We start from the raw sequence: 26,296 nt of genomic DNA, 5'->3' as shown, positions 1-26,296 counted from the left end.
TTTATCGAACGGGGAATTAATGGACTTGCCTTACCTACTGAACGGTTTATTCTTCAATTTTCTTGATCCAGGAACCTAGTTTTACAAAAGAAATGTAAATCCTATCAGGATACATAGAAATTATTCGATTATAAATCTTTTCACCATCTTTGCCAATGATGAATAAGGAACCAAAAAATATTATTGAACTCGTAAAACAAGGGGACAAAGTGACCCTTGAAAAAATCTACCTGGAAAACAGAGAAGGATTCATCAATTTCGCCAGGAAATACAATGTTTGTGAGGAGGATGCCATTGATATCTATCAGGATGCAATTATCATATTGAGAGAAAACGCAATAAACGGAAGAATCGATGAACTGCAAAGTAATATTTCAACTTACTTGTTTGCCATTGGTAAATATAGAATCTATCAAAATTTCAGGGTTCAGTCCCGAACAGAACTGACCAGCGATTTTAACATGGTTGAAGAAAATTTTGATTTAGATGTTAACCTTTATGGTCAAATTTTAACTAAAGAGCAACAGTTATTGAAAAAATACTATGCTGAATTGGGTGATAGATGCAAAAGTATATTAAATTTGTTCTATTATCAAGGGTACAGTCTCGATGAAATAAGGGACATACTTAACTACAGCAGTAAAACTGTCTTAAAAAGTCAAAAATCCCGTTGCATAAAGCAATTAAAGGATTTGATAAATAAGCACTATGGAAAATATTGATTTAATCGATCGTTATTTTAAGAATTCGCTCTCCCCTAAGGATCAGAAATTATTCAATGAGTTGTTACAAAACGATCCGGAATTTAAAGAGGAATTTGTTTTCCAGAAGGACTTGAAAAAGGTTCTTTCATCAATTCAGAATGACGAATTGAAATCGACCCTAAGCAATTTTGAGGAAGTAGCTGATAAACGATCCTACTTTTTCTCAATTCCTAAGAAATGGCTGGTTGCTGCTTCTATTATGGTCGTTTTCGCCTTGGGTTTATGGGGTGTGAAATCTACGTTTTATCCTTCAAATGAAGCTCTTTATGCAGAGTATTTTCAGGCAGATGAAAATACCGTTGTTCCCATTGTTCGAGGAGAAGAGATTCACAGTATAGAATATAGGGCTTTCGTAGCCTACGAGGAAGAGAACCACCATAAAGCGATAAATCTTTTTAATTCAATCAGTAATCCTGAACAAACCTATATCCTTTATTATAAGGCTCTTTGCTACATGTCTCTTGACAAATTTGATGAGGCCTCGAACCTGATGAATCAGGTGGTTGAGAAAGGGGCCTTAGAAAATGAATTTTCTAATTTTGAGACTCGCGCACATTGGTACATGGCACTTGCCCATATAAAAATGGGAAATAATACGGAAGCAATAGATGAGCTCAATAGAGTTATTGACCAGCAAAATTCTGTATTTAAGAAAAAAGAGGCTCAGAAATTAAAGAGTTATCTCGAATGATTTCTCTTTATTTTTTTTAGAACAAGGAGCAAGATTACAATCCCAAATAAACTTGATAAAATCCATATCATCGGATGGGTTGGCTGTTGAAGGTATATTTCTTCAATATTTCCATTGATAACAAAACCAGACCAGTAGTAAGGATGAGCCAAAGCAGTTTGCTTGTTCTTGTTAAGATAATTGATTTTTGCCTTTCTCAGTGCATGGTTTTTTTTCTCACCCCTTTTCAAATTTTTATAGAAATCAACCATGACAGATTTAGTTTGCTTATCCGGAATCTTCCATAGACTCATCACAATAGACGGCACCCCGGAAAAGTGAAAAGCTCTGGCCATACTCATAACACCTTCACCTTTTTCAATCTTGCCAAATCCTGTATTGCAAGCACTTAGAACTGCGAGATTTGCATTTGATTTCATCGTATAAATTTCAGAAGCTGTCAAGGGTCCGTCATCAAATAACAAGCTATTGTGCATAGGGTTGTCATCATCAATTTCTGCGTGCATCGCCAGGTGTAAAATCGAATATTCAAGGCTATGAGCATTAAAATTACTCCTGACAGCAGTTCCGTCTGTAAATTTTCTTCCTCCCGTAATGGCTGAAATTTCTTCAATTTCACTCTTTGTGTGAGACAAGCTTTCGCTATCCAGGTACTCTGGAGCAAAACCTGCCCAGTTATAAGGAGTGTCATAATTATAAAACTCATTTTGAAGTTCCATATATAAACTTACTGAACCATTGTAGCTAACCGAATAATCTTCAATTAAAAATGAACCCTTAGGAGTTTTGAGCACCTCATACGGAATATAATTCAGCACATTATCAGGAATGATTATCAGATCTTTTTTGTCTTTATACAATTGCTGACCCATTAGATACATATACAGATCATAACTCAGTTCTTCTATTTCTTCCCTTTTTGACAAGTGGTTCTTAAAGTCATTGGTTATCTGAGTCAATTTAGGTGCAATATCAGCTCTCAACAGACTTACTGTGTCTCTTGTAATTGTAAATGAAAATAAACTCTCCTCTCCTAAAAAATAAGTCAACACCTGAGAGTTTTCGTCTAAAATGCTTTGAACTTCTTTAATTTTAACAACGGAATTACTATTTACGCCGTGATTAAATTTCGGGTAATTACTGACAAAGTCCTTATAAATACTGTCTAATCTGTAAGTCAGGCTAATTCTGAGATCCAGCAAAGATTGATAATATTCTTTATCCGGCTTGCTCGAGGATTTTTCAAAATAAAGGTCCATTTTAACCCTTTCGAGGTCCTTTTTGACAGATCGCTCCAACTCTATTTTCTCTTCGGGAATATCACTGAAAGCCATATATTTTATTCCCTGCAATCCCTTCAATAAGGTTGTGTTCCTATTTGTTTCCGAAAGCTCAAATGCTTTTTCAAGGTATTTGTTATCCCTTGTTTCATGGTATAATTGCCAGCAAATACCTAAATCTTTCTCAAATACCTCTCTGTATTTATTAGCGAAGTCAATTCGAGATCTGTCAGAAGAAAAATTGCTTTGTGCCAGCTTAATCAATTTTACTTTCTGATCTACTTGACTAAAAGACTTTTCCAAAGTCCCGATGTTTCCGTTTTTTTGATATTGATCCAAATAAAAGTCCGTCAATAACATCAAAGCTTCGATCGCCTGAAGGGGTCCTATAACCTCATTTGGTCTGTCAGCCTTATAATTTGCCGCTTTTAAACACCGATCCACATATTGAATAAATTGGGCATTATCTCCTTTAATCTTGTATAACCTGGCTATTTGCAAATAATTCTCTGCTACAAGATCACTTATGTCACCATAAATTTCTTTGTTTACTTCCAGGGCCAAGTGAAATAAACTCTCTGCTTTATCAAGATGAATTCTTCGATCCAGATAAAGCTGTCCGAGAAAGTTTCTTGCATTTGCCAGATACTGTCTGCTGTTGATCCTTTTTCCAATCTCAATCGCTTTAAGATAATGTTCCTCTGCCTTATCATAATTTTTGATCAATACGTATGAATTTGCCAGATCGTAATTCGTTTCACATGTCCATCGATGCCATTCCCCGTAACTTTCCTTTCTGATCTTTAAATTTTTCTCCAGTAAATCAATGGCTGCCTTATACTCCTTCTTCGCTTCCAAAATATTTGCATAAGTGGTGTAAACAAAAGTCATATTCGGGTTGAACTCGCCATAAGAGGACAATCCTTTTTCCATAGCCTTCTCCACATAGATTTCTGCTTTGGACAGATCACCTGAGTAAAAATGGATAAGTGCCATCCCTACATAAACATCAGATAGAAAGTTGCTTTTCTCCTTACTCTCTAAAAGTAGGGTTTCAGATTGGTGGTACATTTCAAGGGCCTTTTCCGTTTGACCCAGATCATCATAAACTAACGCCAGATTGTATGTGGAAACAGCAAGTGCGTAAGGATTCGTTTTTAATTTTCTTTTTATTTCCAGCGACTTCTCATAGTAAAAAGTAGTACTGTCATAATCCGACCGAAAATAATGATTGATTCCAATGGTATTCAGGTTATCCGCAATTTTTACGCTATCCAAAAGCCTCAAACTAATCTGAAGGGATTTCCGGGCCAATGAATTCGATTCTTCGTAGTTTCCAAGATTCTGAACGATCTTGGCTTTAGTCTGATAGGTAACTGCAAAATAGTTTTCACTTGAGTTTTCCTCCTTCAGTTTTGATAATAAAGATTCCAGAATAGCATTCGCCTCCACAAACTTCCCTTCTCTGTTTAGGTTTAAAGCCTTTCTGTTTTTTTCTAAAACATAAGCATTATCAATGCTCTGCCCCCAGCCAAACTGAAACACAAGAAATACAACAAAACTTAAGCGTCTTAAAACCATTTAATTGACAGGGATAAAATAAAAACGTAAATATAAACTAAGTTGTCAAATTCATCTTATGGTTTTCCTTACAGTTTCTTTACATTTCTTTCTTTCGCAACTCGATCCAGTTCTTCATACCATTGCTCACCAAATTTTCTGATTAAAGCCTGCTTGACGAACCTGTAAACCGGAACCTGTAATTCTTTCCCTAAGGAGCATGCATCATCACATATTTCCCATTTATCATAGTTCACAGCTGCAAACTCACTGTATTGCTTTATTCGAACAGGGTATAAATGGCAGGAAACTGGTTTTTTAAAACTTGTTTCGCCCTGATTATACGCCTCTTCAATTCCACATAAGGCCACTCCCTTCTCATCATAAATGACATAGGCACAATCGGCTCCCTCAATCAATGTGGTTTCATGTTCCCCAAATTCGTTAGTCGTATAAGGGCCCTGACTCTCTATGGCCTCCAGCCCTTCTTTTCTCAGGAATTTTTTTACCTTGGGTAAAATCTTTTTTAATGTCAATAACTCCTCCTGTTCCAGCGGAGCTCCGGCATCACCATCCACGCAACAAGCACCTTTACAAGCGCTTAGGTTACAGACAAATTCCTTATCCAGAATATCCTCAGAAATTACCGTCTTTCTAAGTTGAAACATAATTGACGAATTTTGATCAGCAAAAATACATTCTTTTTGGCTAATTCATCTCAAGAATAAAATTCAAATAAGATCCTTAGATGGAGTCATGTCTTATTAATTCAATTTTTCTAACTTTGACACCTTACCAAAGAAAAGGAAATGGGATTAAATTTTAAGGAAATTGTAACGGCAACCATGGTGCTTTTTGCAGTTATCGATATTATCGGGAGCATTCCAATCATTATCGGCTTACGAAAGAAAGTTGGTCATATTCAATCGGAAAAAGCATCAATTGTGGCCATGTTATTGATGATTTTATTTCTTTTTGTTGGGGTCCAAATACTTAACCTTATCGGCATCGATGTATATTCGTTTGCTGTTGCCGGTTCCTTTGTTATATTTTTCCTTGCCATTGAAATGATCCTTGGCATTCAACTTTACAAGGAAGATTCTCCAAAAACGGCCAGTGTGGTTCCCTTGGCTTTTCCGCTGATTGCCGGTGCAGGAACCATGACAACTATTTTATCACTTAAAGCAGAGTTTCAAACCATTAATATTGTCGTTGCAATAATTGTAAACATAATTTTCGTTTATGCCGTACTCAAATCTTCCTCGAAGATCGAACGTTTGATCGGTGAAGGTGGAATCAGTGTTGTGAGAAAAATATTTGGAGTTATTCTTCTGGCGATTGCTGTAAAATTATTTGCTTCAAATATTCAAGGGCTGCTTAATTAATAGAATATGGATTTCGATGTTTTAATAGTAGGAGGAGGAGTAGCAGGTATGTCTGCTGCGCTTGTCCTGGGTTCAGCAAAGAACAAACCATTTGCCAAGGATAAAAAAATTGGAATTATAATGCACCAGAGGACCTCAGCACTTAATGGGGCCTTATTCAATAATGTGTTGGGAATTCCTCCTGGAACCACAGGTAATGAGATTTTGGAAAACGGCCGAAAACATTTATCTCATACCTATCCTCATGTTATCCAAATCGAAAAAGAGAAGGTCAGTGAAGTAGAGCCTTTAGGGAAGTTTTTCAATGTCAAGACAAATAAAGGTGCTTATTCTGCCAAAATTGTAGTTATTGCGGTAGGGCCATCTAATTTATTTAATATTAAAGGCCTGGAACAGTTCATTGAGCCACATCGAAATTTACCTGCAAAAAAAGAACGGATTCAGTTAAAAAACACAAACCACAAAATTCAAGAAAATCTTTTTGTGGCAGGAGTTCTGGCCGGGTGGCGCAGCCAATTTGCCACAGCTGCAGGTAGCGGTACCCACGTTGCTACAGATATTCTCACGATTTGGAACGGAGGACAGACTGCTATGGTTCACGATTCGGAACCCAAATAGAATTTGAGAAAAAAATGGTCTTTAGGGTTCAAGTGGATAACCTTCCCTATCTAACTCCAGGACTTTTTTTATCATCAGGTCCTGATCATTGATGATCTGGAAATACGCATTGACATCAAATATTTGTTGTGCAAAAAGAGCCTTCAAATAGAGTCTGAAATTAGCCCTTTCTTCGTCTGTAAAATACTGAAAACTTTTTGGTACTGAAGCCATGTATTCTTCAAAAATATGATCATCCCTGTCAAACTCTTTGTTAAATCTTTCAAAACTCCATCCTTCAAATTCATCCACATGATTGTCACAATACTGAAAAACGAACTGGCGGGATTTCTGATAATGAAAATCAGGAAAAAACATTGTTGTGTCAATAGATACAAAGACATCCGGAATTATTCCACCTCCTCCATAAACTATTTTACCTTTCGGGGTCTCAAACTTGAGTGAATCATTTACCTTAATACTGTCGGCATTCATTAATTCTCCGTTGTGGTACCTGGTTTCAAAATCATTAAAGTATTCTCCCCCCTTTTTATTTTCATAAGGTTTTTGAATCGACCTTCCCGTAGGTGTATAATACCTTGAAACTGTTAAACGGACAGCTGATCCATCTCCCAATTGCATTTCCTGCTGCACCAGTCCTTTGCCAAAACTCCTTCTTCCAACAATCGTGCCTTTGTCATTATCCTGAAGAGCACCGGCAACAATTTCACTTGCAGAAGCAGAGGCTCCGTTAATCAGAACAAATACATGGCCCTTTTCAAAATCTCCCTTGCTGGTGGCAAAAGTTTCATCAATTCTTTCTTTCTTATTCTTGGTAAAAACTATTAGTTTTCCGTCTTCAAGGAATTCATCGATGATCTGGGTGGCTACCTGAAGATATCCTCCAGGGTTGTGCCTTAAGTCAAGAACCAGTTTTTCCATACCCTGATCAATAAGATCATCCAGGGATTCCTTAAACTCGTCATAAGTGGTGGCAGCAAATTTATTTACTTTAATATAACCCAGATCTTCATTGAGCATATAATGGGCATCCACGCTTGCAATGGGTACTTCTCCCCTGGTAATTGTAAAAGGCAACTCCTTATTTTCCGACTTTCTGTAAACAACAAGATTTACATCGGTATTTGGCTTTCCTTTCAAAGTCTTAAGAATGTAATCGCTGCCTATTCTCTTTCCAAACAAAGTGTCATTATCAGCAATCAAAATTCGATCACCTGCCTTCAAACCTGCTCTTTCACTTGGTCCATTGTCCAAAACCTTAACAACCGTAAGAGAGTCTTTATACATTCTGAACTGGATTCCAATTCCAACGAACTTACCGTTCATTGACTCGGAAACTCCTTCCAGTTCCTTTGCAGATATATATACAGAATGCGGATCCAGTTTATCAAGCATGTTTTTGATGGTCCCATCCAATAAACTGTCTGTGTCCACATCGTCCACGTATTCGTACTGGATATAGTCTATGAGCCTTTTAATTTTTCGTTCCTGAGGTGTGCCCCCAAAAAAGGTAATGGTTTTCTTTTGATAGTTCAGAGAAGTCCCCAAAAAGATGCCCACAGCAATCGAAATCGCTATGATCAATGGAAGAAATATTCTTGTTTTTCTATTCATCTATGGGCAGATATAAAATTTCAACATTGGCTCTTTTCAAAAATTCGATACCGGAATCATCTTTGTAAGAATTCGCATAGACCATCCTTCGAATTCCCGATTGATGGATCAATTTACTACACTCCTTACAGGGAGACAAGGTGATGTATAATGTTGCCCCCTGGCAACCCTGAGTAGATGAGGCCACTTTTAAAATGGCATTCGCCTCAGCATGCAACACATGCCATTTTGTATTTCCTTCTTCATCTTCACAACAATTATCAAATCCTGTGGGTGTTCCGTTATATCCGTCTGAGATGATCATTTTATCCTTTACGATCAGAGCTCCAACCTGTTTCCTCTTACAGTGTGAAAGTTTTGACCATTCCATCGCCATTTTCAAATAGGCCCGATCATACCTTCTCTGTTTCTTTTCCGTCATGCTTCTTGACTATGGTATATGATTCCTTGTTAGCGAAAATAAAAAACTTTGAAGTGAAAGCTGTTAAAAAATCATCAAAATTTAATATGAGTGCCTGTCATTGATAAAATTTCAACTTTGAAACCAAATCCCAGAGAACAATACCGCAGCTTACCGAAATATTCAAGGAGTGTTTTGTTCCATACTGAGGAATCTCCAGACAAAGATCCGATGCATCCACAACACGCTGTCCCACACCCTTAACTTCATTTCCGAAAACCAGGGCATATTTCTGCATTTTTTTGGGAATGAAATTCTCCAAAGAAGTGCTTTTATCTGCCTGCTCCACTGAAATAACGGTAACGCCCTCATTTCGCAGTCGTTTAACAAGTTCCTCGGTATTTTCCTCGTATTCCCAATCAACAGATTCTGTTGCTCCCAAGGCTGTTTTATGAATTTCCTTATGTGGAGGCTGAGCCGTAATTCCGCAGAGATATACCTTTTCAATTAAAAATGCATCAGCGGTTCGGAATACTGAACCAATATTATTAAGGCTTCTTATATTATCGAGAATAATGATCAGCCCGACTTTTTCAGAATTTCTAAAATCTTCAATGTTCAGTCTGTTTAACTCGCTGTTTTTAAGTTTTCGCATAAGTTTGAACCATTTCAAGTGGCCAAAATTAAATAATTCGTGTCAGATGATCGAAATCTCATGGTAAATTGTCATCAAAATCCAATCTTTTTTGCCCAAACATGACTTTTATCATACTTTTCCTATAGGATTATTAGTTTTTTAACATTTATTTTGATGCTTTACCCCCGTATATTATTATTTTTGCCACTGAATATTGAAATCTGAGAAATGATTGATACCCTGAAAACACCGGAAATTAGTAAACTAAACGGGAAGTATAATGAACTGACCGTTTATAAAAGAGTGGAACAGCTTTATCTTGATTTCAATTCAGAGGATATCATGATTACTTCTGCCTTTGCTGCCACCTCAGCCTTTTTGTTAAAGGTGTTCTCAGATATAAACAAGAACCAGGTAATTTATTTTATAGATACGGGATATCATTTCAAAGAAACACTCATTTACAAAGATTACCTTACACAATTATACGACCTGAATGTTGTAAGCATCAAAGCCGATCCCAGTGAATTCAGGTTTAGCCAGGAAAAACAATTATGGAAGAATAGTCCGAACAGATGCTGCTATATCAATAAAGTTAAACCTCTTGACCTGATAAAGAAAGATTATAAAATCTGGGTATCGGGCCTGATGAAATGGCAAAGTGATCACCGCAAAGGATTAAATATTTTTGAACAGAAAGAAACTCTCCTAAAATTTTACCCTTTATTGGATATTAATTCTGCTGAACGTGATCAGTTCATTATAGATCACCATCTTCCTTTCCATCCCCTCAAGTCTAAAGGATACGCATCCATCGGTTGCTCTCATTGTACGGTTCCCGGGGAAGACCGCAATGGAAGATGGAACAACTCACCCAAAACGGAATGCGGACTGCACCTTTAAATCAGTTCACAACAGGAATCATTATCAGCAGAAAGATGCTTTTATTCAAACATCCGGGATATCATTTTCGTCAATAGAGCATTTTTGTATTCTTATTAATATTATATCTTTGCTCATCTTACCTGAAGACTAAGGTAATTCAAAGACAATCTAAAAATTTCAGGCCTTGGCAAAATCTAATAAAGTAACTCCGTTGATGTTGCAGTACAACAACATCAAAACCAAGTACCCTGATGCCATGCTTCTTTTTAGAGTTGGTGATTTTTATGAAACTTTTGGTGAAGATGCCAGGGTAGCCGCCAAGGTACTTGGAATCATCCTTACCAAAAGAGGTGCGGGGTCTGAAAGTGAAACAGCCTTGGCGGGGTTTCCTCATCACTCCCTGAACACCTACCTGCCAAAATTGGTCAAAGCGGGTCTAAGGGTCGCAATTTGCGATCAGCTGGAAGACCCCAAAATGACAAAAAAAATCGTGAAAAGAGGGGTAACGGAGCTCGTAACTCCCGGAGTTGCCTTAAATGATGAAGTCCTGAACTCAAAATCCAATAATTTTCTGGCTTCGGTACATTTTGGAAAAAAAATAATCGGTATTTCCTTTCTCGATGTCTCTACCGGAGAATTTATTACGTCTCAGGGAAACTCAGAGTACATTGATAAACTATTACAGAATTTTCGTCCGAGTGAAATATTGGTTCAAAAAGAATTTAAGCTTCGTTTCAGGGAATTGTTCGGAAACCAATTTTATACTTTTTTTCTTGATGACTGGATCTTTAAAGAAGAAGCCTCAAACGAAATTCTTACCCGTCATTTTAAAGTCGCTTCTTTAAAAGGATTTGGAATAGAAGATCTGAAAGAAGGTATCATTTCATCCGGGGTTATCATGCATTATCTCTCTGAAACCCAGCATCATCAACTGGAACATATTTCCAATATCCAGCGGCTTTACGAAAATGACTTTGTCTGGATGGATAAATTTACAGTCAGAAATCTTGAGTTGTACCAAAGAAATAGTCCTGAAGCGGTAACTCTTCTCGACGTGATCGATTCAACGATTTCTCCAATGGGTGGGAGAATGTTGAAAAGATGGCTTGCCCTTCCGTTAAAAAATATTGAAGAAATTCAAAAAAGACATGAAGTAGTTCGCTATTTTATTCAAAAGGAAGAAGATCTTGAATTTCTTGACCATCAGCTGGATCAGGTAAGTGATCTTGAAAGACTTATCTCAAAACTTGCCACAGGAAAAATCAACCCGAAAGAAGTTGTCCTATTAAAAAATTCTCTTGAAGCCATAGTTCCCATTAGACAACGGGCCCTGAAGAGCAACCATAAAACAATGGTCTCGCTTGCGGAAGAAATTGAGCCAAATTTTGAGCTGATAAAAAAGATTGACTCCACCCTTGAAGAAAATGCCCCGATTCTTTTGAGCAAAGGTAATGTTATAAAAAAAGGTGTGAATACGGAGTTGGATGATCTAAGAAATATCTCTTCTTCGGGGAAAGCCTACCTGGACCATATTGTGGAGCGTGAGATTGAACGTACCCAGATCTCAAGTCTTAAAATAGCTTTCAATAATGTATTTGGCTACTATATTGAGGTACGAAACACGCATAGAGACAAGGTACCCGAAAACTGGGTCAGAAAACAAACACTTGTATCTGCAGAAAGGTACATTACGGAAGAATTAAAAGAATACGAATCGAAAATTCTTGGTGCCCAGGAAAAGATTGGTCTTCTGGAAAACACAATCTTTCAGGAATTACTTAAAGATCTGCATCCTCATATTCTGAAGATTCAAAAGTCGGCGAAAGTAATTGCTCAACTGGATTGTTTAGGGTCTTTCGCCAAGGTTGCCGTACGGAACAATTACGTTTGCCCGGTCATTGACGATTCTACTGTCATAGAGATCAATAACGGAAGACATCCGGTCATTGAAAGGCAACTGCCCGCGGGTGAGCTCTATGTGGCCAATGATGTAGTATTAAACAGGGAGCAACAGCAGATCATAATGATCACGGGTCCTAACATGAGTGGAAAATCAGCCCTATTGAGACAAACCGCCCTTATCGTCTTGTTGGGGCAAATAGGATCTTATGTACCGGCCCAAAATGCAAAACTGGGAATCGTCGATAAAATCTTTACCCGAGTAGGTGCCAGTGACAACATTTCCATGGGGGAATCAACGTTTATGGTAGAAATGAATGAAACTGCCAATATCCTCAACAACCTTTCCGAAAGAAGCCTTATACTGCTTGACGAAATCGGAAGGGGAACAAGTACTTATGACGGAATTTCAATTGCATGGGCCATAGCAGAATATCTGCATGAGCACCCAACAAGGGCCAAAACCCTGTTTGCGACCCATTACCATGAACTCAATGATATGAGTGAGACTTTTGTCAGAATCAAAAATTACAACGTATCTGTTAAAGAGTTAAAAGATAAGGTTATATTTATTCGTAAACTGATTCCGGGAGGCAGTAAACACAGCTTCGGGATTCATGTGGCTAAATTGGCAGGAATGCCAAGCCCCGTGCTTCACCGTGCGAACAAAATGCTCGCACATCTGGAAAAAAGCCACGCCTCGGAAGAAATACAGGAAAAGCTGAAGAGTGCCTCTGAAAAAGAGGTTCAGTTAAGTTTTATCAATCTTGACGACCCTTTACTCGAGGAAATTAAAGATGAAATCTTAAGCACCAATATAGACACCCTGACCCCAATAGAAGCGTTGATGAAGCTCAATGAGATCAAAAGAATGCTCACTAAAAAATAAGTACCATCCGGGGGTAAAAAATAATACTTAACTTCATGTCAAAATTAATGTACATGAAACCTTACCTTTTCCTCTTTTCCCTTTTTTTATTTATCGCGTCCTCATGCAAGCAGAAATCAAAAGAAAATAAAGCAGAAATAAGCATTGAAATTAGTACCTCAAAAGATCAGACTCCGAAAGATGGTCGTTTGCTTTTGATTTTTGCAAAGAACAATGATAAAGAACCGAGATTCCAAATCAATGGAGGACTTAACACGCAAGTGATTTTTGGAATGAATATTGAAAATCACAATCCTGGCGATAAGATCTATTTTGACACCGAATCTATGGGTTTTCCGGTTGAATCCATAAGCGATCTCCAGGAAGGTGAATACTATGTTCAGGCCCTTTTTCATGTATACGAAACTTTTGACCTTTCAACGGGACATACAGTAAAACTGCCCATGGATAACGGGGAAGGACAGCAATGGAATCGTTCACCCGGAAACCTCTACAGTAAACCGGTAAAGCTTTTGGTTGGGCAAAATGGTTTAGCTGATTTTGAACTGAAACTCGATCAGGTCATCCCCGAAATTGAGGAGCCCAAGGATACAGAGTGGGTAAAACACATTAAAATCAAATCTGAAAAGCTGTCCGCATTTTGGGGTCGGGATATATATCTCGGTGCTCACATCCTACTCCCAAAAAATTTTGATAAACACCCGGAGGCCCGCTATCCTTTGATGATATTTCATGGTCACTTCCCTTCGGATTTTGGAGGATTCAGAACCACCCCGCCGGATAAGGACCTTGAGCCGGATTATTCCGAACGGTTTAATGTTAAAGGGTACAACCGCATTCAACAACAAGAAGCCTATGAATTTTATCAACGCTGGAACGGCCCTGATTTTCCAAGATTTCTTATCATCGAGATTCAACACCCTACTCCCTATTACGATGATTCCTATGCGGTAAATTCTGCCAGTCAAGGCCCATATGGAGATGCTATCACTTATGAGCTCATTCCGTATATTGAAAAAGAATTCAGAGGCATCGGCAAGGGATGGTCAAGGTTTTTATACGGAGGTTCCACCGGTGGATGGGAAGCGCTTGCGGTACAGGTTAAATATCCAGATGAATACAATGGTTGTTTTGCCGCATGCCCCGACCCGATTGATTTTACAAGCTATTGTCTCACCAATATCTATGAGGATCAAAACGCCTACTATTACGAAAGTGATTTTAAGAAACTTGAAGTCCCCTCAAGGAGAGATTTTCTTGGCCAGATCTCTTCAACAGTAAAACAAGACAATCATCTGGAACTGGTTCTCGGTGATAAATCCAGGTCGGGCCAGCAATTTGATATTTGGGAGGCAACCTATTCACCTCAAGGTCAAGACGGATATCCCCAAAGGATCTGGGATAAATATACCGGAGAAATCGATCACGAAGTAGCCAATTATTGGAAGGAAAACTATGACCTCAGATATATTTTAGAAAGAGACTGGGACAAGCTTGGAGAAAAGTTGAGAGGAAAAATCCATATCTATTGCGGAGACATGGATAATTACTACCTGAATAATGCGGTCTATTCCATGGAGGCATTTTTAGAAAATACTACAGATCCTTATTATGAAGGTGAGGTTGATTACGGCGACAGGGCAGAACATTGCTGGAACGGGGATCAGGAAAACCCTAATCATATCTCGAGACTGCGATACAACTCGATGTACGTCCCTAAGATCATGAAGCGTATAGCAGAATCGGCTCCTGCGGGTGCGGACCTGTCAAGCTGGAGGTATAAGGAATGATGTCCTTGAGAAATAAAAAAGACACCTGCCTTCGAAAGGATGAAATGCATTGACTAATTATATTATCTTTGTAGGGTAATTTTACGAATATGTTTTTATTTATTAGCGGAGCTGAGATTTTTATTATCCTGGTCATAGTGGTGATGCTTTTTGGAGCGGACAAGTTGCCAGAGCTTGCAAGAGGTCTGGGGAAAGGAATGCAGCAACTCAAAAATGCCACTAATGAGGTAAAAAAAGAAATCTCTGAAGGAGCAAAAAAGCAGGGAATAGACACGGATCTTACCAAAGATATTCAAAAAGACATTAAGAATATTAAGAATAAGGTTCAGGACAATATAGATGACCTTACCGGTCCGATAAAACGAAACTTTTAAGTTAATTTGAGTCTTCTAGATAAAATTATTCATTACGATAAAGAACTCTTAATCTTTATCAATACGATGGGTTCTGAAAACTGGGATGGTTTCTGGTTGCTTATTACCAATCAACTAAGCTGGATTCCCCTTTACCTGTTGTTTTTTTATTTGATTTTCAAATCCTTGGGTTGGAAGAAAGGGGTCGCCATGATTCTGCTCACGGCTTTAATGGTTACCTTTTCGGATCAATTTACAGTGTTTCTGAAAAATTATTTTGAGCGTCTCAGACCTAACAGAGACCCTTCAATAAATGAAATTATAAGAATTGTTAAAAATAATTCCAGTTATAGTTTTGTGTCGGGTCACGCCACAACTTCAACTGCGGTAACGCTTTTGATGCATTTGACCCTGAAGAAATATTACAAATACACCATCTTCTTCTTCATTTGGCCTCTGTTATTCAGTTACAGCAGAATGTATCTTGGGGTTCACTTTCCGGCAGACGTTTTAACTGGAGCAATTTTAGGTATTTTCATTGGTTACTCCTTCTATAAAATGAGCCTGTATCTATTCAACAGAATGGATAAAAGGCTCAAACAACCATAAGGTTACAGCCTCGAATATCAGAGTGATCAAATCGACCTAAAATTTCAAACTGATCAGGACCGATTTTACGACCCAGATCCTGGGTGGCAATAAAAGAAATGGAGTTTATATTTGCCAGGTCCACAATATTTATCCCCCCTGTGCTTCCCTCACCGAGTAAGGTCATCGGATCCTCTGTATCTCTTATTAAAATTTTCATCCAGGGAGGCGTTTTAAAAAGTCCGTTCCCTTTTGAATAGGCTTGGGAAAGCAATTCAGTCATTCCGTATTCCGAGTGAATTTTATCTACTCCAAATCCCCTGCAAAGGATTTGATGAAGTTCATTTCTTACAATTTCTTTGCGTCTGCCCTTCATCCCCCCTGTTTCCATAATAATCGTATTTTTCAATTTAAACTGACGGATCTCGATTAAATCAAGTAAGGCATGGGTCACACCAATCAATATGACTTTCTCTCCTCTCTTGTCCAAATTGATCAACAGTTGACTTAACTCTTCCATTTGATCCAGGTAGAAGCCGCTGTAGCTGGATTTACTGCTATTGATAAGTTGATTCACCATATAGATCAAAGAGGAGCCCTTTCTTTCCAGATAACCTGGTAAAAGAGCAAGAATTGTATACTTTTCAGGTTTACCATAGAAAAGGCCGAAGCCTTTCAAAAAACTTTGCTCATAAAGACCCAGATCGGTAATCAGGTGCCTGCTCGTAACTGACCCGGTAGTTCCGCTGCTTGTAAATACTTCCTGCACCGTTTCCTTTGCACTCAAAAGATCGTACAATTTGAAGAATTCTACTGGTAAAAAAGGTATATCCTCAACTTTTGACACGGAAAATGGGTCAATCCTGAGGAGTTCGATAAACTTTTTATATACAATATTGTTTTGAGCCTGATATCGAAAAATGCTCAGGGCTTTCTTTCTAAAATCCTGTTCATCGTGAATATCAAAAATGTCCATTATGGGATGTATTGTTTTTTGACAAAAGTACCCCTTTTTTACGCAACCATATATCAATTGGGTATCTTTAAAAAGACAAACTATTGCTTTTTTTGTTAAAATATGGACCTAAAAAAGATTTTTTTTGTAATTTTTGCCGTTATAACCATGGCATCCTGTTCCGATGATGACAGTTATGAATATCATTATGAATTGCTTCCGGTTGAGGATGCGCAGGTGCCTGAGGTATTTGAATACGGAAAGATCTATGACCTAACGGTTACGTATCTTCTTCCTGATGATTGTTATGTCAACAATGACATACTTTACGAGTATGAAAATACTTCTCGAAACATAGCAGTGGTTTCGCTGGTTATAGAAAGTAATGACTGTGAAGACCTTGAATTGGAACAAGAGTTGACCTTTAGGGTACATGCCCTTCAGAAAAACCCTTATATTTTCAATTTTTGGCAAGGCGACGATGAAAATGGAGAGCCCATTTATCTGACGGTAGAAGTACCAGTAATTAATATAAGCAATGTAAGTGCCAATGAGTTTGAAGAGACTCATACAGAAATGTAAAAATGGAGATATAATCTCCCAGTCAGAGATTTATCACCTCTTTGCTGGGAAGCTTTTTGTAATATGTCTGAAATATTCAAAGACACAACAGGAAGCTGAGGACAATTTGCAGGAAGCGTTCATTACGATATTTAAAAAAATTGACCAGTTCAAATTTAAAGGTTCATTTGAAGGCTGGATGAAAAGGATCGTTATCAACACGGCCCTTCAGACCTACCGTCAAAAAAACATTATGAACCTGGTTGAAGAAAATTATCCTGAGGAGGTTGAAGTTGAAATTGACGAAAACAATATTTCTCTGGATTTTTTATTAAAAATAATTCAGGAATTGCCAGAGCGATACAGAATGGTTTTTAACCTTTATGTTCTCGACGGTTTTTCCCACAAGGAAATCGCCTCCATGCTGAATATTGCTGTGGGCACGTCGAAATCAAACTTGTCTAGGGCAAGGCTGATCCTGAAGGAAAAAATTGAATTGAGCCAACAGCAAAAAAATGCAGGTCTGATTTGATTGACCAAACTTGAAAATGTTAGAAAGAAAAAACATAGACAGAGTTTTTCAAGAGAACTTGAAGGATTTGGAAATTTATCCAAATAAGAGGGTTTGGTCTGGTATTGAGGGTCGTCTGAATAATCGCAAGAGACGTTCTGTTGCTTTGTGGAAAAAACTAAGTGCCGCAGCGATTTTATCGGGTATAATTCTTACTGCGGGTTTATTCTATCAAAATAATTCGATATCAGTTGACAACCAGGTTGTAGAAGTTGATGGTACAAGTGTTGATAATTCAGCAACTCCTGAACTGAATCCCGCAATAATCATTAATGACGATACTGAATTGGCGGCAGAAATGAGGCCAAAAGAGAATAAAATCAAGGTTACGGAGAAACCAATTTTTGTTAAACAACCAAATAATAAGGTCATTGTAACTGATAATGAAATCGCGACAATCTATTCGAGTATTGAGGATAAATACATTGTTGACAAAGAGGATTTCCTTCAGGAACTGAAGGGTGGCGAATCGATTACGGCTCGTATGGAGGCAATTCCGGAGAAGAAACAAAAGGAAAAAATTGATAAAAAATGGTCGGTCGGACCTACGGTAGCACCTGTTTTTTATAATTCACTTCAGGATGGATCTCCGCTTAATGAAGCCCTTTCAAATAACTCAAGGTCTTCTGACAATGCGCTTTCTGTTGGTGTAAAAATCAATTATCAGTTAACGAACAAATTTTTTATTCAATCCGGGGTAAACAAAGTTGAGCTTGCTTACAATACAAAGGATGTAAACGCTTTAATTTCTTCTTCTAAAAATGCCGTTAACAATATTAATACAGATAAATACGGAGTCATTCTAACCCCTTCTAGAAATGGTCAGGTCCCGAATTCAGGCAACGAGCTTTTCAAATCAAGTTTGAACGGGGATGTTAATCAGTCCATTGAATATTATGAATTGCCTATTGAAATGAAGTATAACCTCTATGATAAAAGGCTTGGCTTAAATCTGGTAGGTGGTTTTAGTACGCTTATTTTATCTAACAATTCTGTCTCAATTGTGAATCAGAACAGTGTTGTTGATCTTGGCAATGCAAATAATTTGAATGACCTTAATTTTAGCGGAAATGTTGGTGTAGACCTCGATTACAAATTAAGTAAGAGTTGGTTTTTAAATGTGGCTCCGATGTTTAAATACCAGTTTAATACCTACTCAGGAAATTCAGGTAATTTCAGACCCTATTACTTTGGTCTTTATTCGGGCTTGAATTACAAATTCTAATAATCAGAACTTCCTGATCTGACACCTTTTTTATCAATTTTGAGAATATCTCAATTTTGATTGGCAAATTTTCAAAGTTTTTTCATTATTCCGTAATTCTTACACTAAATCCTATTAATTTTACAATCCCGCTCCTATTTTGAGCATGAAGTAAGAACTAACAATAAAAAAATTAAATATATGGGCTTAGTCGCAACCGATTTCGGAATTAAAGAAGCTTTGGATAAACTTGGTATTAAAGAGGTAAATGCCGGAAGTTCAACAGGATCAGATTTCTTTGCATCAGGAGAAATGCTGGATTCTTATTCTCCGGTTGATGGTAAACTCATCGCTTCCGTTCAATCGAGCACACAGAAAGATTATGAAAAGGTAATCCAAACAGCCTCTGAGGCTTTCAAATCATGGAGAAAAATTCCTGCTCCTCAACGAGGAGAGATCGTAAGACAATTTGGAGAAAAATTAAGAGAGCTCAAAGAACCTTTGGGTAAGCTTGTCTCATATGAAATGGGAAAAAGCTTTCAGGAAGGGCTTGGAGAGGTGCAGGAAATGATAGATATCTGTGATTTTGCTGTGGGCCTCTCAAGACAATTGCACGGCCTTACTATGCATAGCGAGAGACCCGGACACAGAATGTATGAGCAATATCACTCTCTCGGGATTGTTGGCATTATTTCAGCATTTAACTTTCCTGTAGCAGTTTGGGCCTGGAATACTGCACTGGCATGGATCTGTGGAGATGTCTGTGTTTGGAAACCATCAGAAAAAACGCCCCTTTGCGGAATTGCTTGTCAGCAGATAGCAGCAAGCGTCTTCCGGGAAAATAACCTGCCAGAAGGAATATCCTGTTTAATCAATGGAGACTACACGGTTGGTGAAATGATGACTACGGATGGAAGAGTACCATTGGTATCGGCAACAGGTTCAATCAGGATGGGTAAGATTGTCGCGCAAAAAGTAGCCGCCAGGCTCGGTAAATCGTTGTTGGAACTGGGTGGAAATAATGCAATTATTGTGACTCCCGACGCGGATATTAAAATGACAGTTATTGGCGCTGTTTTTGGCGCTGTCGGGACCGCGGGGCAGCGATGTACCTCTACAAGAAGACTTATTATACACGAAAGTATTTATGATAAAGTAAAAGACGCTTTAGTCTCGGCATATAGCCAGCTTAGAATAGGAAATCCCCTGGATCAAAACAACCATGTGGGCCCATTAATCGATAAAGACGCTGTAAGGATGTACGAAGAGGCATTGGACAAAGTGGTTCAGGAAGGTGGTAAACTGCTGCTTGAAGGCGGAAAATTATCCGGAGAAGGATTTGAAAGCGGATGCTACGTTAAACCAGCTATCGCCGAAGCTAGCAACAATTTTGAAATCGTACAGCACGAAACTTTTGCTCCTATTTTGTACTTATTAAAATATTCAGGTGATATTCAAAATGCCATCGATCTTCAGAATGGAGTGGTTCAGGGCCTTAGTTCTGCCATAATGACCAATAATTTAAGAGAAGCAGAGCAATTTTTGTCGGTTTCAGGTTCTGACTGTGGAATCGCCAATGTCAACATTGGTACATCAGGAGCCGAGATCGGAGGAGCTTTTGGAGGTGAAAAGGAAACCGGAGGAGGAAGAGAATCCGGATCGGATGCCTGGAAGATATATATGAGGCGTCAAACGAACACGATTAATTACACTACTGAACTGCCCCTGGCACAGGGAATCAAATTTGATCTGTAATATTTATAAAAAAAAATCGCCCCGATCTCTCGGGGCGACATTTGGTTGAAATAAATCAACCAAAATCAACTAACCAAACCTTATTTTAAATATTTTTATACGTTTTGCCTCTTTTAAACTTAAACGTCAACTTTTCTTTATTGTTGTTCCCATTCAAAACATTAACATTTTTAACAAGAACGAGGGGATTTTTTCATTCTAACTTCATCCTCAACTTTGAACCTGCAAAATAAACGTATCTTTTGTAAATTTTTCATAATCTATTGTTAAAGTTTCCTTTCATCATTACATAGATTACTTTGTTCATATCCCTTTAACGATAAATCAATTTCCGTGCCAACTTATATCTTATAACACTTTTAGGTGTTAAGAAATTCCTAAATTATTAGAGTTGGACAAGACTCCGTAAATACTCATAATTAATTGTTTTTCATATATTTAACTAAATAAATTTAACGTTCTCATCCCCTTTCACTGGAATTTAGCAACAATTTTGATCGATACTGGTTCTTTTTATTAGCAGAATTCAACCTGAAAAAATGGCATGCTTTTAAGAGGGTTTCACGTTCTTCAAAATAAGCGTAAAACGCGAAATTTTAAATGCTTAATTGCATACTAAAACTATGATCTTATACGTTATAATTGAAGTATTATATTTTTAAAATTTGCTATGAAAAATATATTCTTCACCTTGGGTTTCGTTTTGTTTTCATTTACAGGATTTTCACAGTCGTATGAAGGTAAATCGGACAGTAAAATAAGTATTGGTTATGAGGCTTATGGCTTCGGAAATGGTATAAAAGCTGCCTACGACTATGGACTGAGTGATATGTTCTCCATAGGTGGTGGTGGAACCGTCTATTTTAGCGGAGATGAAAATGATTATCTTTTATTTGTAAGAAGTCAATTGCACCTTGGTATTGCTTTGGATCTTCCACGAAAATTTGATCTGTATCCCGGGCTTCAAATTGGGTATCTGTCCAGTGAAAAAATTGGGGTTGCCGGTTATCTGGGATTGAGGTATTTTGTTTCTAAGAAAGTAGGTATTTATGCTGAAATTGGAAATACAGGCTCAATTGGACTGAGCATTAATGTATAACAACATTCAACAGGTATAGACCACCTTTTTTAATTATATCTGTTTCAACAATTTGATATTTGGGTCCTAAGGTTTATACACCTGATCGAGTTTTACAATGTCCGAAATTTTATAAAAGCCTTCAAGCCCGTTTACGGTGTAGAGCAGTATGGCCTCATCATCTTTCAAATCAAAGGGAATTTTCTTCTTTGGAATACTGGGTTGATTGCCATATTCATCAGCCGGATCCTTAGAAAGAATCAATTCTCTATTTCTGAATTCAGAGGAAGTTCCCTCTACCACAAAAATATTGTCTCTAAATTGAGGAACAACATCATATTCATTATTCTGAAAATAAAGTTTTGAAAAAGATACATTTAAAGATTTTACACGACCTTCAACACGTATAGTGGTCCCTTTAGTACCCTGTTTCCCACTGATCCATTGAAAATAGGATTTTTCGTTGATCTCAAAAGGTGCTGAGGTTTCCACACTTTGTGATTTACATCCCAGCAGGCCAGCTGAAATCACAATAGTTATCAAAAAAGTCAGTTTCTTCATCTCTCTAATTTCTTCAGATTTCTAATATGCCCTCTCTTTTTTTCCTTCGTAGAAGTTCATAAAGGCCTTGTTAACTACCTTCATACCTCCGGGAGTCGGAAAATCGCCGGTAAAATACCAATCACCCTTGTCATTTGGGCACGCCCTGTGAAGATTTTCAATCGACTGAAATATGATTTTCACTTCAGCATTAATATTTTCTGTTTTTAAGAGGTCAGCAATTTTATCTGAAATTTGTTCCGGAGTAAATAATGAATAGATCTCCTTAACATGATTCTTGGGATATTCCTCGGTTAAACTGGCTTTACATTTTTCATAGACCTCATCAATCAAATGATATTTTCCATGTTCCTTAAGGAGTTCCAACGTAGCCCTAAATGCTATAAATTCGTCAATCCTGGCCATATCGATACCGTAACAATCCGGGTACCTGATCTGAGGAGCGGATGAGACAACGATGATCTTTTTCGGATTTAACCGATCGAGGATTTTGATAATACTTTTCTTCAGGGTAGTACCCCTGACTATACTATCGTCTATAATCACAAGATTATCTGATTCCCTGACCACGCCATAAGTGACATCGTACACGTGTGCAACCAGGTCATCTCTGCTATTGTCATCCGTTATGAAAGTTCTGAGTTTCGCGTCTTTTATCGCTATTTTTTCAATTCTTGGCCTTTCGGATAAGATTTCGGTCAGCTTTTGGGCCGAAATGTTCTTATTCCCTTTCAGGATCGTCTGCAATTTATGCTCATTCAGATATTCTTCAGCAGCTTCAGTCATTCCATAGAAAGAGGTTTCAGCTGTATTAGGTATATATGAAAATACAGTATTCGATATATCTTTATTAACGGACTCCAGCACTTTTGGAAAGATATATTTACCCAGCATTTTTCTCTCCTGATAAATAGCCGCATCACTTCCCCTTGAAAAATAGATCCTCTCGAATGAACAAGACTTTTTAGGAAGTTGTTCCATGATCTGTTTTGTACTGACATCACCATCCTTTTTAATGATCAGGGCATGAGCTCTTTCAATCTCCTTTACATCTTCAAAGTCTACGTTGAATACAGTTTGTATAACAGGCCTTTCCGAGGCTACTACCACAACTTCATCATCCTTGTAATAATAAGCCGGACGAATACCTGCCGGATCTCTTAAAACGAAGGCGTCACCATGGCCAATCATCCCAGCCATAGCATAGCCCCCATCCCAATTCTTTGATGCTCTTCTAAGTATCTTCTGAATATTTAACTCCTTAGCAATCAAAGGAGAGGCTTCCTTTTTACTGATACCCTGTTGCTTAAACTTATAATAAAGGTCAAGGACTTCATCATCCAGAAAATGTCCAATTTTCTCCATAACAGTCACAGTATCCGTATTTTCCTTAGGATGCTGTCCCAATTCGATCAATTCCTTTAAAAGATCACCCGAGTTGGTCATATTAAAATTTCCCGCAACGATAAGGTTCTTGTGTTTCCAGTTATTTTGTCTTAAAAAAGGGTGCACACTTTCAATACTGTTCTTTCCAAAGGTTCCATACCTTACATGTCCTAAATAAACGTTTCCCAGATAGGGCATGTTAGAAAGTTGCCATTCCAGATCATCGGTTTTTTCCGGATGTTCCTTCATGACTCCGTTGAGACGGCTGTTGATTCTCGCAAATACGTCCTGAATTGGCTGTTGTTCGTTTGACCTAACTCTGCTGATATATCTCGTCCCGGGATCAACATCAAACTTTATACTCGCAAAACCGGCTCCGTCCTGTCCTCTGTTGTGCTGTTTTTCCATCAACAGGTACATTTTGTTGATTCCATAAAAAGCCGTACCGTACTTTTCCTTGTAATATTGAAGTGGCTTAAGAAGCCTGACCATTGCAATTCCACACTCATGTTTGATCGCGTCGCTCATTACCTAAAGTTAATGCGTTAATTCTATTTCAAATTGTGTCAGCTGCTTAAACTGCCCAAGTCTTTTTTGTATTTCCTCCTGATCAAGGTCTATCATCCGTTCCGTTCCAAATCGCTCTACGCAGAAAGAGGCAAAATTTGATCCATAGATCACGGCTCTTTTCATGTTTTCAAAGGAAACGTCATGGGTGCTGGCCAAATAGCCTATAAATCCTCCTGCAAAAGTATCTCCGGCACCTGTCGGGTCAAAAATTTCTTCCAATGGGAGTGCCGGGGCAAAAAACACGTCTCCGTTGTTAAACAAGAGGGCTCCGTTTTCACCTTTTTTAATCACCACGTACTGTGGCCCCATTTTATGAATCTTCTGCGCTGCTTTTACTAAGGAATATTCTCCGCTTAGTTGCCTTGCTTCTTCATCATTGATAGTGATCACGTCAATTTTTGGCAAAACTTCCATCAATTCATCCATTGTATTATCCATCCAGAAATTCATCGTATCAAGTACAACAAGCTTAGGCCTTTTGGGAATCTGATTAATAACCGACATTTGGACGGAAGGATGAAGGTTTCCTAACATCAGGAAATCGCAATCTATATAGTTCTCAGGAACAATGGGATTAAAGTCTGCCAGAACATTAAGATCCGTAGCCAAAGTCTCCCTGGTGTTCAGGTTATAATCGTACTTTCCGCTCCAGAAAAATGTTTTGCCCTCCTTGATGACCTCCACACCTGAAATATCAATGTTCCTTTCGGACAGCATTTGAAGATACTCCTGAGGAAAATCTCCTCCCACCACAGAGATCAAACCTGAATCAAGTTTGAACTGAGAGGCCGCAAGACCAATAAAAGTAGCTGCACCACCTAATATTTTATCCGTCTTTCCAAACGGGGTTTCAATGGCGTCAAATGCTACTGTACCAACTATTAAAAGTTTTCCCATGTCAATCCAAATTAGTTATTTTTGCAAAAATAAGTTTAAAAAATGACTATTAAAGAAATACAGGAAGAAATTATTGATGACTTCGATCTGTTTGATGACTGGATGCAGCGTTATGAGTTTATCATTGAAAGTGGAAAATCACTTCCAAAAATTGAAGAAATGAACAAGTCGGAAGATAATTTGATCAAAGGTTGTCAGTCAAAAGTGTGGTTACATGCCGATTACGAAAACGGAAAACTTCTGTTTTCCGCAGATAGCGATGCCATTCTCACAAAAGGGATTATCTCATTGTTGCTCAAGGTCTACAATGAACAAACCCCGGATGATATTCTGAATTCGGACCCCTATTTTATCGATGAAATAGGCTTAAAGGAACACCTTTCTCCAACGCGCGCGAACGGATTGCTTTCTATGGTCAAACAGATTAAGCTTCTTGCCCTTGCCTTTAAGTCAAAAAACTGATGCTAATTCTTGATTTTGTCGAAACAGGGCATTAATGTATCTTTGCCTTATTTAGAATGATTTTAAAGAACTGTAATGAACGATAAAACAAAGGTAGATCTGGGTGAAAAGATCGTTGAAGTTGTCAAAACCATTTATGATCCCGAGATTCCCGTAGACATCTATGAATTAGGCCTGATTTATGACGTATTTGTCAATGAAGATATGGATGTTAAAGTATTGATGACGCTTACTTCCCCAAACTGTCCAGTGGCCGAAACTCTTCCTATGGAGGTTGAGGAGAAAATCCGTTCCATTGAAGAGGTACGTAACGCGGAGGTCGAAATAACTTTTGATCCGGCCTGGACTCAGGATATGATGAGTGAAGAGGCCAAATTAGAACTTGGGTTTTTATAAAACCTATCTGCCTGCTAAATTTCAAATACTAAATATGTCTGGAGAAATAGTCAATAGGGTAGCCAAGAGTAACCTGATCACCATTGATCTCGAAGATCTTTACCCCAAGGGTAAACGTGTTCGACTCGATATAAGTGAATGGTTATATGAGGGATTGATACTGCGTGAAAAAGATTTCAGAGAAGCTGTAAAGGAGCATCAATGGGAACAGTATCAAAACTGTTATGTGGCGCTTTATTGCTCTACAGATGCCATCATACCTTCATGGGCCTATTTATTGATCAGTGCAAGCCTCAGTAATATTGCAGAAAAATGTGTGGTGGGAGACCTGGAACTTCTTGAAAATTTGATATTCAATGATATTATTCAAAACTTTTCCGTGGAAGAATTTAAAGATCGCCCGGTCATTGTCAAGGGGTGCTCTGATAAGCGAATCCCTGAATCGGCATATGTAGAGCTTTGTCAAAAACTTGTACCTGTGGTACGCTCCCTGATGTTTGGAGAAGCCTGCTCCAGTGTTCCTCTTTTCAAAAAGAAAAAGTAAGTC

The 26,296-nt window shown here is 38.1% G+C and carries 26 protein-coding genes; 17 read left to right on the top strand and 9 right to left on the bottom strand.

Going from position 1 to position 26,296, the window contains the following annotated elements; translation table 11 throughout:
• The first annotated feature begins 155 nt into the window (after positions 1-155).
• Together LCM02_RS11435 and LCM02_RS11430 are read left to right on the top strand one after the other, a co-directional pair.
• Complete coding sequence (locus LCM02_RS11435; protein WP_224929811.1) at positions 156-722, top strand: RNA polymerase sigma factor; 567 nt, start codon at positions 156-158, stop codon at positions 720-722.
• A complete protein-coding gene (locus LCM02_RS11430; RefSeq protein ID WP_224929806.1) occupies positions 709-1,455 on the top strand; it encodes a tetratricopeptide repeat protein in 747 nt (248 codons plus the stop codon). Before LCM02_RS11435 ends, LCM02_RS11430 begins: the two co-directional genes overlap by 14 nt.
• On the opposite strand, the gene LCM02_RS11425 is transcribed toward LCM02_RS11430, so the two are convergent.
• Both LCM02_RS11425 and LCM02_RS11420 read right to left on the bottom strand, forming a co-directional pair.
• Complete coding sequence (locus LCM02_RS11425) at positions 1,443-4,316, bottom strand: CHAT domain-containing protein (RefSeq protein ID WP_224929802.1); 2,874 nt, start codon at positions 4,314-4,316, stop codon at positions 1,443-1,445. The two genes, LCM02_RS11430 and LCM02_RS11425, sit on opposite strands and share 13 nt — an antisense overlap.
• Positions 4,317-4,384: 68 nt before the next feature.
• Positions 4,385-4,963: a DUF3109 family protein gene (locus LCM02_RS11420; RefSeq protein WP_224929799.1), complete on the bottom strand. Its 579-nt coding sequence runs from the start codon at positions 4,961-4,963 to the stop codon at positions 4,385-4,387.
• A 141-nt stretch (positions 4,964-5,104) separates the two neighbouring features.
• Here LCM02_RS11420 and LCM02_RS11415 point away from each other — a divergent pair, with 141 nt between their 5' ends.
• Together LCM02_RS11415 and LCM02_RS11410 are read left to right on the top strand one after the other, a co-directional pair.
• Complete coding sequence (locus tag LCM02_RS11415) at positions 5,105-5,680, top strand: MarC family protein (protein WP_224929796.1); 576 nt, start codon at positions 5,105-5,107, stop codon at positions 5,678-5,680.
• Positions 5,681-5,686: 6 nt separating this feature from the next.
• Positions 5,687-6,298 (top strand): NAD(P)/FAD-dependent oxidoreductase, encoded by a 612-nt coding sequence (locus tag LCM02_RS11410; RefSeq protein ID WP_224929793.1) that lies wholly within the window; start codon positions 5,687-5,689, stop codon positions 6,296-6,298.
• A gap of 21 nt (positions 6,299-6,319) precedes the next feature.
• On the opposite strand, the gene LCM02_RS11405 is transcribed toward LCM02_RS11410, so the two are convergent.
• The 3 genes from LCM02_RS11405 to LCM02_RS11395 all read right to left on the bottom strand — a co-directional run bounded on the left by LCM02_RS11405 (position 6,320) and on the right by LCM02_RS11395 (position 8,967).
• Complete coding sequence (locus LCM02_RS11405) at positions 6,320-7,912, bottom strand: S41 family peptidase (RefSeq protein ID WP_224929790.1); 1,593 nt, start codon at positions 7,910-7,912, stop codon at positions 6,320-6,322.
• A complete protein-coding gene (locus tag LCM02_RS11400) occupies positions 7,905-8,333 on the bottom strand; it encodes a deoxycytidylate deaminase (RefSeq protein WP_224929787.1) in 429 nt (142 codons plus the stop codon). Before LCM02_RS11400 ends, LCM02_RS11405 begins: the two co-directional genes overlap by 8 nt.
• A gap of 97 nt (positions 8,334-8,430) precedes the next feature.
• On the bottom strand, positions 8,431-8,967 hold the full coding sequence (locus LCM02_RS11395; RefSeq protein WP_224929784.1) for an RNA methyltransferase: 537 nt from the start codon (positions 8,965-8,967) through the stop codon (positions 8,431-8,433).
• Between the two features lie 210 nt (positions 8,968-9,177).
• Here LCM02_RS11395 and LCM02_RS11390 point away from each other — a divergent pair, with 210 nt between their 5' ends.
• The 5 genes from LCM02_RS11390 (at position 9,178) to LCM02_RS11370 (ending at position 15,374) form a co-directional block, all read left to right on the top strand.
• A complete protein-coding gene (locus LCM02_RS11390) occupies positions 9,178-9,852 on the top strand; it encodes a phosphoadenylyl-sulfate reductase (protein ID WP_224929781.1) in 675 nt (224 codons plus the stop codon).
• 196 nt (positions 9,853-10,048) lie between these two features.
• On the top strand, positions 10,049-12,622 hold the full coding sequence (mutS, locus tag LCM02_RS11385; protein WP_224930229.1) for a DNA mismatch repair protein MutS: 2,574 nt from the start codon (positions 10,049-10,051) through the stop codon (positions 12,620-12,622).
• A 53-nt stretch (positions 12,623-12,675) separates the two neighbouring features.
• Positions 12,676-14,412 (top strand): alpha/beta hydrolase-fold protein, encoded by a 1,737-nt coding sequence (locus tag LCM02_RS11380; protein ID WP_224929778.1) that lies wholly within the window; start codon positions 12,676-12,678, stop codon positions 14,410-14,412.
• Between the two features lie 89 nt (positions 14,413-14,501).
• Positions 14,502-14,786, top strand: coding sequence for a Sec-independent protein translocase subunit TatA/TatB (locus LCM02_RS11375; protein ID WP_224929774.1), 285 nt, complete (start codon positions 14,502-14,504; stop codon positions 14,784-14,786).
• Between the two features lie 6 nt (positions 14,787-14,792).
• A complete protein-coding gene (locus LCM02_RS11370; protein WP_224929771.1) occupies positions 14,793-15,374 on the top strand; it encodes a phosphatase PAP2 family protein in 582 nt (193 codons plus the stop codon).
• On the opposite strand, the gene LCM02_RS11365 is transcribed toward LCM02_RS11370, so the two are convergent.
• Positions 15,361-16,329, bottom strand: coding sequence for a LuxE/PaaK family acyltransferase (locus LCM02_RS11365; protein WP_224929768.1), 969 nt, complete (start codon positions 16,327-16,329; stop codon positions 15,361-15,363). The two genes, LCM02_RS11370 and LCM02_RS11365, sit on opposite strands and share 14 nt — an antisense overlap.
• Before the next feature lie 102 nt (positions 16,330-16,431).
• Here LCM02_RS11365 and LCM02_RS11360 point away from each other — a divergent pair, with 102 nt between their 5' ends.
• The 5 genes from LCM02_RS11360 (at position 16,432) to LCM02_RS11340 (ending at position 21,498) form a co-directional block, all read left to right on the top strand.
• Complete coding sequence (locus LCM02_RS11360) at positions 16,432-16,890, top strand: hypothetical protein (RefSeq protein ID WP_224929765.1); 459 nt, start codon at positions 16,432-16,434, stop codon at positions 16,888-16,890.
• The gene (locus LCM02_RS11355; RefSeq protein WP_224929762.1) at positions 16,859-17,401 is read left to right on the top strand and encodes an RNA polymerase sigma factor; all 543 of its coding nucleotides are present in this window, start codon (positions 16,859-16,861) and stop codon (positions 17,399-17,401) included. The genes LCM02_RS11360 and LCM02_RS11355 overlap by 32 nt, the downstream gene beginning before the upstream one ends.
• Before the next feature lie 16 nt (positions 17,402-17,417).
• Positions 17,418-18,665, top strand: coding sequence for an outer membrane beta-barrel protein (locus tag LCM02_RS11350; protein WP_224929759.1), 1,248 nt, complete (start codon positions 17,418-17,420; stop codon positions 18,663-18,665).
• A gap of 180 nt (positions 18,666-18,845) precedes the next feature.
• A complete protein-coding gene (amaB, locus tag LCM02_RS11345; RefSeq protein WP_224929756.1) occupies positions 18,846-20,399 on the top strand; it encodes an L-piperidine-6-carboxylate dehydrogenase in 1,554 nt (517 codons plus the stop codon).
• Between the two features lie 670 nt (positions 20,400-21,069).
• The gene (locus LCM02_RS11340; protein WP_224929753.1) at positions 21,070-21,498 is read left to right on the top strand and encodes a DUF6646 family protein; all 429 of its coding nucleotides are present in this window, start codon (positions 21,070-21,072) and stop codon (positions 21,496-21,498) included.
• A gap of 66 nt (positions 21,499-21,564) precedes the next feature.
• Here the strand turns inward: LCM02_RS11340 and LCM02_RS11335 are convergent, their stop codons facing one another.
• Genes LCM02_RS11335 through LCM02_RS11325 form a run of 3 tightly spaced genes read right to left on the bottom strand, consistent with a single transcriptional unit; the run spans position 21,565 to position 24,891 of the window.
• Entirely contained in the window at positions 21,565-22,038 is a 474-nt protein-coding gene (locus LCM02_RS11335) for a hypothetical protein (RefSeq protein WP_224929750.1), read from the bottom strand.
• Positions 22,039-22,059: 21 nt separating this feature from the next.
• Positions 22,060-23,952, bottom strand: coding sequence for an amidophosphoribosyltransferase (locus LCM02_RS11330; RefSeq protein WP_224929746.1), 1,893 nt, complete (start codon positions 23,950-23,952; stop codon positions 22,060-22,062).
• 9 nt (positions 23,953-23,961) lie between these two features.
• Positions 23,962-24,891: a PfkB family carbohydrate kinase gene (locus LCM02_RS11325; protein ID WP_224929743.1), complete on the bottom strand. Its 930-nt coding sequence runs from the start codon at positions 24,889-24,891 to the stop codon at positions 23,962-23,964.
• A 42-nt stretch (positions 24,892-24,933) separates the two neighbouring features.
• Here LCM02_RS11325 and LCM02_RS11320 point away from each other — a divergent pair, with 42 nt between their 5' ends.
• The 3 genes from LCM02_RS11320 (at position 24,934) to LCM02_RS11310 (ending at position 26,293) form a co-directional block, all read left to right on the top strand.
• Positions 24,934-25,353 (top strand): SufE family protein, encoded by a 420-nt coding sequence (locus LCM02_RS11320; protein ID WP_224929740.1) that lies wholly within the window; start codon positions 24,934-24,936, stop codon positions 25,351-25,353.
• 75 nt (positions 25,354-25,428) lie between these two features.
• Positions 25,429-25,749 carry a DUF59 domain-containing protein gene (locus LCM02_RS11315; protein WP_224929736.1) on the top strand — a complete coding sequence of 107 codons (321 nt, stop codon included), beginning with the start codon at positions 25,429-25,431 and terminating at the stop codon, positions 25,747-25,749.
• A 34-nt stretch (positions 25,750-25,783) separates the two neighbouring features.
• Positions 25,784-26,293 (top strand): DUF2480 family protein, encoded by a 510-nt coding sequence (locus LCM02_RS11310; protein WP_224929732.1) that lies wholly within the window; start codon positions 25,784-25,786, stop codon positions 26,291-26,293.
• The last annotated feature ends 3 nt before the right edge of the window (positions 26,294-26,296 follow it).

Source organism: Lutimonas saemankumensis, from assembly GCF_020171465.1.
GTDB classification, from domain to species: Bacteria; Bacteroidota; Bacteroidia; order Flavobacteriales; family Flavobacteriaceae; genus Lutimonas; species Lutimonas saemankumensis.
This window is presented reverse-complemented; position numbering and strand designations above follow the sequence as displayed.